Source organism: Microcystis sp. LSC13-02 (assembly GCA_002282935.1).
GTDB lineage: Bacteria > Cyanobacteriota > Cyanobacteriia > Cyanobacteriales > Microcystaceae > Microcystis.
Genome location: MTBT01000004.1, coordinates 1 through 8364 on the forward strand (window position 1 = coordinate 1; position 8364 = coordinate 8364).

Annotated in this window: 12 protein-coding genes; 6 read left to right on the forward strand and 6 right to left on the reverse strand. The window is 42.7% G+C overall.

Annotated features, from left to right (window positions below; all coding sequences use genetic code 11):
• Positions 1 to 376: 376 nt before the first annotated feature.
• Both BGL89_RS00055 and BGL89_RS00060 read right to left on the reverse strand, forming a co-directional pair.
• Positions 377 to 931, reverse strand: a complete 555-nt coding sequence (locus tag BGL89_RS00055) for a YqeG family HAD IIIA-type phosphatase (protein ID WP_286823573.1) — start codon at positions 929 to 931, stop codon at positions 377 to 379.
• Positions 932 to 1047: 116 nt separating this feature from the next.
• Positions 1048 to 1671, reverse strand: a complete 624-nt coding sequence (locus BGL89_RS00060) for a class I SAM-dependent methyltransferase (protein WP_286823574.1) — start codon at positions 1669 to 1671, stop codon at positions 1048 to 1050.
• Positions 1672 to 1790: 119 nt separating this feature from the next.
• Between BGL89_RS00060 and hemH the strand changes: the two genes are divergently transcribed.
• Positions 1791 to 2954, forward strand: coding sequence for a ferrochelatase (gene hemH / locus BGL89_RS00065; RefSeq protein WP_286823575.1), 1164 nt, complete (start codon positions 1791 to 1793; stop codon positions 2952 to 2954).
• Between the two features lie 112 nt (positions 2955 to 3066).
• On the opposite strand, the gene BGL89_RS00070 is transcribed toward hemH, so the two are convergent.
• Entirely contained in the window at positions 3067 to 3318 is a 252-nt protein-coding gene (locus BGL89_RS00070) for a DUF8653 family protein (protein WP_286823576.1), read from the reverse strand.
• Positions 3319 to 3468: 150 nt separating this feature from the next.
• Between BGL89_RS00070 and BGL89_RS00075 the strand changes: the two genes are divergently transcribed.
• Positions 3469 to 3672 carry an AlbA family DNA-binding domain-containing protein gene (locus tag BGL89_RS00075; protein WP_286823577.1) on the forward strand — a complete coding sequence of 68 codons (204 nt, stop codon included), beginning with the start codon at positions 3469 to 3471 and terminating at the stop codon, positions 3670 to 3672.
• Between the two features lie 57 nt (positions 3673 to 3729).
• Positions 3730 to 4455 carry a GUN4 domain-containing protein gene (locus tag BGL89_RS00080; RefSeq protein ID WP_286823578.1) on the forward strand — a complete coding sequence of 242 codons (726 nt, stop codon included), beginning with the start codon at positions 3730 to 3732 and terminating at the stop codon, positions 4453 to 4455.
• Positions 4456 to 4489: 34 nt separating this feature from the next.
• On the opposite strand, the gene thyD is transcribed toward BGL89_RS00080, so the two are convergent.
• The 3 genes from thyD to petM form a co-directional block, all read right to left on the reverse strand.
• Positions 4490 to 5437: a thylakoid membrane protein ThyD gene (gene thyD, locus BGL89_RS00085; RefSeq protein WP_286823579.1), complete on the reverse strand. Its 948-nt coding sequence runs from the start codon at positions 5435 to 5437 to the stop codon at positions 4490 to 4492.
• Positions 5438 to 5615: 178 nt separating this feature from the next.
• A complete protein-coding gene (gene psb28, locus BGL89_RS00090) occupies positions 5616 to 5975 on the reverse strand; it encodes a photosystem II reaction center protein Psb28 (RefSeq protein WP_286823580.1) in 360 nt (119 codons plus the stop codon).
• Positions 5976 to 6081: 106 nt separating this feature from the next.
• On the reverse strand, positions 6082 to 6195 hold the full coding sequence (gene petM, locus BGL89_RS00095; RefSeq protein WP_012265655.1) for a cytochrome b6-f complex subunit PetM: 114 nt from the start codon (positions 6193 to 6195) through the stop codon (positions 6082 to 6084).
• 302 nt (positions 6196 to 6497) lie between these two features.
• On the opposite strand from petM, the gene BGL89_RS00100 reads away from it, so the two are divergent.
• The 3 genes from BGL89_RS00100 to BGL89_RS00110 form a co-directional block, all read left to right on the forward strand.
• Positions 6498 to 7019, forward strand: a complete 522-nt coding sequence (locus BGL89_RS00100) for a DUF192 domain-containing protein (protein WP_286823585.1) — start codon at positions 6498 to 6500, stop codon at positions 7017 to 7019.
• 369 nt (positions 7020 to 7388) lie between these two features.
• A complete protein-coding gene (locus tag BGL89_RS00105; protein WP_002732568.1) occupies positions 7389 to 7583 on the forward strand; it encodes a DUF2949 domain-containing protein in 195 nt (64 codons plus the stop codon).
• A 176-nt stretch (positions 7584 to 7759) separates the two neighbouring features.
• On the forward strand, positions 7760 to 8364 hold a 605-nt coding region (locus tag BGL89_RS00110; protein ID WP_286823602.1), incomplete at its 3' end, for a flagellar assembly protein H.

Below are 8364 nucleotides of genomic sequence, written 5' to 3' on the forward strand. Positions count from 1 at the left end.
TCAGTTTTTAGCTTGGTTATCGCTTTCTCCATTGTAGCTTAAAGCCGTCCTAAAAGGACGGGGTTTTAACCCAAATTTTCGATAAGTAGGGAGGCACAATTATTTGTAGGACGGGTAGTAACCCATGCAGACGTTGGGTTTCATGCTTCAACCCAACCTACGTTCATCTTATGTTTAATTCCACCCATTTACTTAGCAGGAAGTTTTCGTTAAAACATTAGTGCCAGTCTTTGGCGTATATCCGCAAAAACTGGCACTGTCCATCTACTGACTTTCATATATTTAAGGTCTTTATCTCGGCTGACCTCCTTTGAAATTATCTATAGTATTTCCTACTTTTCCCTCCTTTCCTCTATACTTAATTATTTTTTAATATTTACTTCTGTGACGATTGGTCAGGTTTTATTAAGTAATGCTGCGGATGGAGGGAAACGCCGAGAATTTGTGATAGCCATACCTCAAAATCGTGGATTGGATAAGCTTGCTCCCCCGTCAAGGGATTTACCATTGGTTTCACCAGAATGGTAAACATTCCCAGACGATTTCCCGCTAAAACATCGGTAAACAAGCGATCGCCAACCATAGCAATTTGTTGGGGGGGGAGACTCATGGCTGCCATCGCTTGCCGGAGTTTGCGTCGAGAGGGTTTCACCGCACCGAGAAGGTAGGGAAGTTGTAAATTATCAGCGATCGCACCGATCCGATTTTCGCTAAGATTATTACTTACCAACCAAATCGGTAGATAAAGACGCAAGGAATCGACCCAACGCTGTAAATCGTCAGAAACCGTCGTTTCCTGGAGGGGAACAAGGGTATCGTCCACATCGAGAATCAATCCTTTAATTTGATGCTGACTCAAAATCTCCAGACTGAGACCGAGAATCGTATCCCCTAAAATTAAATCAGGTTGTAGAATTTTTGCTCTAGTCATTAACTTCTCAAAAATAACTCGCACTGAGTCGATCGAACTCAGCTTGCTCAAAAAACCATGGACTTATTTAGTATAAATGACTGACTGCCTCTGAAAATCTGGCCCGACCAATCCTTTCACTTGGCCGCTTGAATCACCTGTAAACTGCCACCAGCGTATAATTTTTGTTGACAATCACGAAAACCGATCGCCTGTAAAGATCGGATGAGATCGGTATCGATAAACTGCCAAGCGGTATGGGTTTCAAATAATTGCAAAAATAGGGCTAAAGAAGGCCAAAAAAGCGGGTTAGTGGGTCGATGAAAATCCACGAGGGCAAAAATTCCCCCCGGTCTGAGAACTCGATACACTTCTTTGAGAATTTCCTCTAACTGCTCTGGTTCCATTTCGTGGAGAGCGGCGCTAGTATGAACAAGGGCGAATTCTCCGGCATTAAAGGGCATTTTTTCGGCTAATCCCTCCACATAATGCGCTTGCGGCACCGCTAAACTAGCTCGCTCCAGGGCCACAGGAGAGACATCTAAACCGGTACAGCGATCGGATAGGGGTACTAAATAACGGGTGGTTTGACCCGCACCACAACAGAGATCGAGGATAGGGTCATTTTTAGCGATTTTTAAACTTTCTAGGGCTAATTGCCGAAAACGGGACTCCCCACCCACTGCTAGGGCAGCCAGACGGGAGATACCATCGTAAAGCCATTGATATTGATAACTGAGGGGACGTAAAATTGTCGCCAAGATCAACCTCCAAGATTTGATTAAGTTCTATATTGTCTGTAATTTGTTTTAACGGTTCCACCGATATATTGTTAAACTTGGTAAAGAATCTGAAAATTTAAAAATTATCTGTTAACACTATGGGTCGCGTTGGGGTTCTATTATTAAATTTGGGTGGGCCGGAGCGGTTAGAGGATGTGCGTCCTTTTCTATTTAACCTTTTTTCTGACCCAGAGATCATCCGTTTACCGATCAAAGGATTACAAAAACCGTTAGCTTGGTTAATATCGACGCTAAGAGCGAGTAAATCCCAGGAAAATTACCGTCAGATTGGTGGTGGCTCCCCTTTACTCAAGATTACGGAAGCACAGGCCACGGCACTGCAACAACGTCTCAAGGAAATGGGCCGCGAGGTGAGCGTTTATATCGGGATGCGTTACTGGAATCCCTTCACCGAAGAAGCGATCGATCGGATTAAACGGGATCATATCAAAAAATTAGTCATTCTGCCCCTTTATCCCCAATTTTCCATTAGTACCAGTGGTTCCAGTTTTCGTGTGCTGGAGGAAATGTGGCAGCAGGACCCCTATCTGCGTTTGACGGAATATACTCTCATCCCCTCTTGGTACGATCATCCCACTTATCTGAGTGCTATGGCCGATCTGATCGCGCGAGAATTAGAGCAGTGTACTAATCCCGACCAAGTACATATCTTTTTTAGCGCCCATGGTGTCCCCCAAAGTTATGTGGAGGAAGCGGGAGATCCCTATCAAAGGCAAATTGAAGAATGCACTAGGGCGATCATGCGTACGCTCAACCGACCCAATCAGTACACTTTAGCCTATCAAAGTCGCGTCGGTCCGGTGGAATGGCTAAAACCCTATACTGAAGATGCTTTGAAAGAGTTGGGAGAGCAGGGAATTAAGCATTTACTGGTCGTGCCGATTAGCTTTGTCTCGGAACATATCGAAACTCTGCAAGAAATCGATATAGAGTACCGAGAAGTGGCGGAAGAAGCGGGAATTGAACATTTTCAGCGAGTACCGGCTCTTAACACTCACCCGATGTTTATCGAATCTCTCTCCCAGTTAGTGGTAAAATCCCTAGACGAGAAACCCACCACTTTCGAGCAAATTACCCGTCCGAAAGCGAATATGAAAATGTATCCCCAGGAGCGTTGGGAATGGGGGATGACAACGGCAGCCGAGGTGTGGAATGGTCGATTAGCGATGATCGGTTTTCTGGCAATTATTATCGAATTAATTACTGGTCAAGGACCGTTACATTTTGTTGGTTTATTATAACCCCGATCTTCGCTGCAATTGCCTTTGACGGTAATTTCTCACCCTGTGTAACTACCAAAACAAGGTTGGGTTTAACTATATTTAACCCAACCATTGGCGATTTTATTTTCTCTTAGGACATCATATTAGCAGAACGAACATTAACGTTAACTTCTAGCTTGCCATTGCCGAGCATATCTAACCCGGTGACGCTAAACAGATTAGCTTTAATGCCCCTTTCCTGAAAATTAGCCAGTAATTCCTTGATGAGAACCTCTTCCACTTTCGCCTCATCATCTGCTAGGGCTTGGACAATTTTAGCGGCAAAAGAGCCAATTTTTGCGCTTAATATTTCTTCCACATTGGTAATCTCGATAATAACCATTGATTTTTCTTCTTAGTAGAGGATAAATAGCTTGACAAGCCAATAAGAACAGAATTTGCGAGAAAATAGAGCTGCTCTCATCTTAGGAATCAGTATAACCTGCACTGTTCCCCCCCAAACGTAAATTCCCACCCATAAGGAGATTACTGCATGATAAACCTAGAGACCCTGGAAGGTTGGTTAAATGCCCCGGTGGAAAATGAGCGACTAGAATTTAAAGAAGCTAAAAATCAATTTGATACGATCAAACTGATGAAATATTGCGTCTCCCTTGCTAATGAAGGAGGTGGCTATTTTATCCCACATTCCGCATCCTACCCGCTAAAAATCCCTTTTTTGTCAGGAAAAAATTGAGCAGCGACCCCGAAATAGTGGTAATAGTATTGAAGGAGTGGTCTTAAAAGTGATGATATGACTGACCAGAATGGCGTGTTAGTAGAAGAACAAAGCGAGGATATTACCAGTTTAGCGAGTCGATTAGCCACCGAGTCGCCGAAAAATCAATTACAAATCCTGACACAATTAGCCGGGGTCGGAGAAGCTGGCCTAACTGTATTAAGAGATTTTTTATTGGCTATGCGCCCGACTCCTGTTAATCTGGTGACAGGTAAGGCTTATCAATTGCTATACCAAGATAATAGCGCTCAGAGCCAGGAATTTTTAGCTAATTATTTCCCCACGGGTGTTGTTCCCCTCGATAGTGCTAAAGGTATCGATTATCGACTTTTACAGGAATTATTGGCTAAACAGGATTTTCAAACTGCTGATAGTCTCACCCGTCAAAAACTCTGTGAATTAGCAGGAGAAGGAGCAATACAGAGGAAATGGGTCTATTTTACGGAAGTAGAAGCTTTTCCCGGTGTAGATATTCAGACTATTGATCATCTTTGGTTAGTTCATTCGGAAGGAAAATTCGGTTGGTCGGTACAGCGCAAATTATGGATAGGTGTGGGACAAGATTTCCCGAAACTCTGGCCGAAAATTGGTTGGAAAAATGGCAATAATTGGACAAAATACCCCCAAGAATTTATCTGGGATTTAAGCGCTCCCGTGGGTCATTTACCCCTGTTAAATCAACTGCGCGGGGTGAGAGTGGCTGCCTCTTTATTCTCCCATCCCGTCTGGAGTGAAAAATAGATTGAGGGCATTTGGCCTCGGGTAGATCAGCTTTCTACATTTTCGGGACGATTTCCTCTAAGGCCGCTTCTAGATTAGGATAACGATAGTCAAAACCGAGCGCTTGTGTGGCTTTTGGCAGCACTTCTTGACCTTCTAAGACGATTTTTGCTCCTTCTCCCAAGAGAATTTCGAGGGCAAAATCTGGCACTGGCAACCAAGAAGGACGATTCATTACTTCCCCTAAAATCTGACAGAATTCTTTCATCCGGACGGGATTGGGTGCAGTAGCGTTGAAAGTACCGCTAATTTCTGGGCGATCGAGACAATAGATAATTAAATTAATTAAATCATCCCGATGAATCCAAGAAAACCACTGACGACCGCTGCCAATCGGACCGCCGGCAAACAGTTTGAAGGGTGGGATCATTTTCCCTAAAGCACCCCCATTGCCTAAAACAATACCCGTGCGAAGAATGACTAAACGAGTGCCGTAATCTTCAACTTTTTGGGCGGCTTTTTCCCACTTTTTACAGACATCTGCCAGAAAATCGTCACCGGGAGGGCTATTTTCGTCAAAACTAGCGGTTTCACTGGTTCCATAGTAACCGATCGCCGAGGAGTTAATTAAAACTTTCGGTTTCTGGTCCGCCAGTGCGGTCGCAACGCGCTCGCTACGCGAGATCGCCTCGACAATTTTCTCGGTGCCGATTTCCCGACTAGCGACGATTGCTCGTTTTGCTTCACCGGTCCAGCGTTCCGAAATCGGTTCTCCCGCTAGATTAATCACCGCGTCACATCCGGAAATCTCTTTTTGCCAATCCCCCGATTCTGTGGCGATATAGGGAATAATCTCTATCTTAGGATAGATTGACTTTGGGTAAATTCTTCGGGTTTTATCGGGATTGCGCGTCAAAATTAGGATGTCATCGTCGCGATCATAGAGTTTGACCACTAACCGACTACCCACAAATCCCGTCGCCCCAGTAATCGCTATTTTCATGGTTTCTTGACTAAATTTATCCTTATTTTAGCTCGTTTTTAACTATCAGAATTCAGGAGTCGGTTGTCAGTCCCGATGAAAAAATTTTCACCCCCACAGATGAAAGAGGTTTCCTTCCCTACACCCCACACCCCACACCCTACACCCTCTTTCAAGCCACTCCCCATCACCCCACTTCTCACTTATCCTGATACCCCATCCCGTTGGCTGCCGCATAACGATTCATAAAGCGCAGAAAACGCTCCCAGTGTTCATCGGTGATTTCAAAACCACATTCTACCCGTTGAATTTCATCCCCTTCATCTCCTCCAAAAATAAACTTAGTCGAGTTGGGAATAACTATAATCACTCCTTCCTCATCGGTGAGACGGAGATCGCCGTAGGTACGGGTGGTGAAACTTTGGAAACGTTCGATCGCTTTCAGGGTTTTAAAAGTCATCAGGACATTGCGAATCCCGGTACTTTTATTTTTGCGGAGACTAACACCGCTTAATTCTTCTGATAAACCGACAAAAAACTCGATCGTGGGAGTGTTCATAGGTGTGGGTATAAAATTTTAGTTATTGATTTTCTCTTAATTACTTTTGATGGGAAAAAAGTAGTTCATGACTACTAAGTAAAGTAACCATGAACCGAAAAACAAGCTATTCCGCTTCTCCACCTTGGATTTTGAGGAGAAGAAAACCCCAAGCTAATCCGACGAGGACGAGAACGATCGCCACGATCGCCCCATTAAATAACATACTTTCTGCGGTCATGGTGATTGCTCCTGAGCCTACAATAATCGATCAACAGATCAATGGTATTTTAACCTACGAAGGCGATCGACTGCAGCCAGACTAGGGCAAAATTGCGGGGAAAAATCGGCAAATAAATTTGAGAACTTTCTTAGTATATATGTTCTAGTAAGCCTGCCCCTCTCCTCAAGGAAGGATGCTCAACCCCATGCTAGATATTTTTAATAATATCTTTATATTTGCCGCCGCTACTTTGTGTTAACGTTTTATCTGATTAATTCTCCACTTATACTAGAAAAATTAAGTATTGATAACTATTGGTGATGACTGGTAAAAAATCATTTATGCTCAAGATCAAGTTAATATTATTTTTAGGTTTGTTGCTGCTGAGTTGTCAATCGACTAATCTCAATGGTAATAATAGTTCGATGGCTCAGATTACGACTGAGAATCAAGGGCAAATATTACCGATCACGGCCAAAGCAAATATTAATGGTGAGATGATTGAGTTAGAAGTGGCTCAAACCCCGGAACAACAGGCCAAGGGTTTAATGTATCGCTCGTCTTTGGAGAAAAATCGCGGTATGCTATTTCCCTTTGCACAACCTCTGATGGCAGGGTTTTGGATGAAAAATGTCTCGATTCCTCTAGACATGATTTTTCTAAAAGATGGTATAGTAAAAGCAGTTTTGCTGAATGTCCCCCCTTGTGCTGTGGATCCTTGTCCTGTCTATGGGCCAAACACCATGGTTAATCAAGTAATCGAACTAGCTGGGGGTCGAGCGAAAGAATTAGGAGTGAAAGAAGGAGATAAAATTAAGATTGAGTCTATCTCAAGACCTTGATTTTTGAAAATGGTGTTAACTTTCTTATAGAAGGTGTTCCTTGTCTGGAAATATAAGTATGGCTTTTAGAAGCTATTACGCATTTATACTGTTTAAAATCTAACCATATCGATTAAGATTTTTATAGTCTATCAAGTCATAGATTGAATAATCTTTACCCTTGCTATAGATTAAACAGAGACAAAATTCTGCTCGATCTAACGGGACTATCTTAAGAGAGCCAGCGATTTTTAGGAAAGCGCTCTCTATCATCGAGATAGCTTAGATACAGAAAAAACGGTCGCGAGACTAACTGTCCTTGAAACCGATCAGGTAGTGTTTTGTTAAAATCACGAGATATACTATACTATTGAGGAAAAAAATCCCCCTATGTCCACGATTGCCTATTCCCAATTCCGACAATTTCTACAAGAGGAATTGTCCCTTCCCCAAGAATCGATCGCTATGGCCGAGCGCTCGATCCAATCTGATAAAATTCATTTACCGATGATTCTCTGGCAGTACGGGTTAGTGACCTTGGAACAATTAGACAAAATTTATGATTTTCTCGAAGAGGTAGTCTAATCTTGCAATTGCTGACTATTGACAAGGAGAATAATTGCCATGGCTGCTCATAGTTTCTGGCACAGTTTGAAAATTCCGATCCCAAAAACTACCAATCATCCCTTGAGAAGTGGGTTATTTAAACCCACTTTTTTAATAACTATACAATTGAAAATTATCGATTAACTGCTCAGTCCATGAAACCCCATGACCAATTTGCCAAAAATTACCTTGAACAATTACTTTCTCCCTTGGGAACCGTCGAAATCAGTAAAGAAGTCAGCGATCCCGAACCAAACCGCAATTATCTGGGATTATTAGGCAGAATTGTCCTTAATACTCTCTTAATTGAACCCTATCGCAATCCTCCCAACCGTAGCGAGATTCGTAATTGTTTAGCGAAACTTTTGACAATTTTAGCCGAACTGCAAAGACAAGCTAAACGGGAAAATCAGAGCTACAATGAAGACAATGCCCCTCGTTTGTGGATTTTATCCCCTTCCGCTGGTATCACTGTTTTAGAAGGATTTGGGGCAAAATTAGACCCAGATTGGCCAGAAGGAGTCTATTTTTTTCCCTCGCTTTATCGCACGGCAATTATCGCTATTAATCAATTGCCTGTGACTCCTGAGACTCTTTGGTTAAGATTATTAGGACGGGGAAAAACTCAAAACCAAGCGGTGCGAGAATTGTTAGAATTACCTCAAGGTAATGCTTTCCGGGAAAATGTACTGGAATTATTAATTAGTTGGCGGGTTAGTATGGAAATAAATAACATCCTAGAAACTGAAGATAGAGAGGT